This window comes from Oerskovia gallyi, assembly GCF_014836745.1.
In the GTDB taxonomy this organism is placed as follows: Bacteria; Actinomycetota; Actinomycetes; order Actinomycetales; family Cellulomonadaceae; genus Oerskovia; species Oerskovia paurometabola.
The window spans coordinates 1-1,238 of the sequence record NZ_JACSQE010000028.1 but is presented as its reverse complement, the minus strand read 5'-3'; the positions used below and the strand labels follow the sequence as shown (position 1 = coordinate 1,238).

The 1,238-nt window shown below is 66.8% G+C and carries 2 protein-coding genes; both read right to left on the bottom strand.

Going from position 1 to position 1,238, the window contains the following annotated elements; genetic code table 11:
• Positions 1-22: 22 nt before the first annotated feature.
• The gene (locus tag H9640_RS18860) at positions 23-883 is read right to left on the bottom strand and encodes a flagellin N-terminal helical domain-containing protein (RefSeq protein ID WP_191792309.1); all 861 of its coding nucleotides are present in this window, start codon (positions 881-883) and stop codon (positions 23-25) included.
• Between the two features lie 193 nt (positions 884-1,076).
• A partial coding sequence (locus H9640_RS18855) for a flagellin (protein WP_263598770.1) occupies positions 1,077-1,238 on the bottom strand: 162 nt, incomplete at its 5' end.

Genomic DNA, 1,238 nt, shown 5'->3' with positions numbered 1-1,238 from the left:
GCCCGTCGGGTGGCTGTCAGTCTCAGCCGAGGAGCTGCAGGACTCCGGCGTTGGACTGGTTGGCCTGGGCCAGCATCGCGGTCCCGGCCTGGGACAGGATGTTGGTGCGCGAGTAGTTCATCATCTCCTTGGCCATGTCGACGTCGCGGATGCGCGACTCCGCCGAGGTCAGGTTCTCCGCGGCCACGTTGATGTTGGAGATCGCGTACTCCAGACGGTTCTGCGTCGCACCGAAGTTCGAACGAGCCGTCGACACGGCCTTGAGCGCCGTGTCGATCGTCTCGATCGACGTCCGGGCGTTCGTGGCGTCCGCGACGTTCAGCGCGGTGCCGCCGGCTCCCGCGTCGTCGTACACCGTGTCCTTGATGATGTCCTGCAGGTTGTTGGCTGCGAGGGCGATGGTGATGGTGTTGCCGCTGCCGGCGCCCTCCGCGCTGACCTGGACCGTGAGGTCCGCGGCAGCGTCGGTGAGCAGGTTGATGCCGTTGAAGTTCGTCGAGTCGACGACGCGGTTGAGCTCGTTCGCGAGCTCGTCGAGCTCCGAGCTGATCGCGGTGCGGGCGTCGGCGTTGTTGGTGTCCGAGGACGCCTGGACCGCGAGGTCACGCATGCGCTGCAGGATCGACTGGGCCTCGCCCAGCGCACCTTCAGCAGCCTGCACGACGCTGATGCCGTCCTGCGCGTTACGAGCAGCGACCGAGTAGCCGTTGACCTGAGCCTTGAGGCCCTCGGCGATCGACAGACCCGCCGCGTCGTCGGCCGCGCGGTTGATACGAAGACCCGACGACAGCTTCTCGAGCGACTTGCTCTGGCTGTTCTGCGTGTTCGTCAGGTTACGGAACGTGTTCAGTGCAGAGACGTTCGTGTTGACGCTGAAGCCCATGATGAGTCCTCCGTGAGACGGGCGAGAAGAATGGTCCCCCAGCCCATCCATGGGCCGGTCACCCACCACTGTCGGCAGCACCGGCACCACCGTGGGGGGTGAGTTCCGGACGCACGACGGCGCCGCACCGGGTTTCCGGTGGGGCGCCGTCGTCGGCAGGCCCCGTCAGGGGCCCGTCGGGTGGCTGTCAGTCTCAGCCGAGGAGCTGCAGGACTCCGGCGTTGGACTGGTTGGCCTGGGCCAGCATCGCGGTCCCGGCCTGGGACAGGATGTTGGTGCGCGAGTAGTTCATCATCTCCTTGGCCATGTCGACGTCGCGGATGCGCGACTCCGCCGAGGTCAGGTTCTCCGCGGC

What these genes read in the sequence shown, in the direction of transcription:
- H9640_RS18860 (WP_191792309.1), bottom strand. Translation starts at nt 883, where the DNA reads ATGGGCTTCAGCGTCAACACGAACGTCTCTGCACTGAACACGTTCCGT.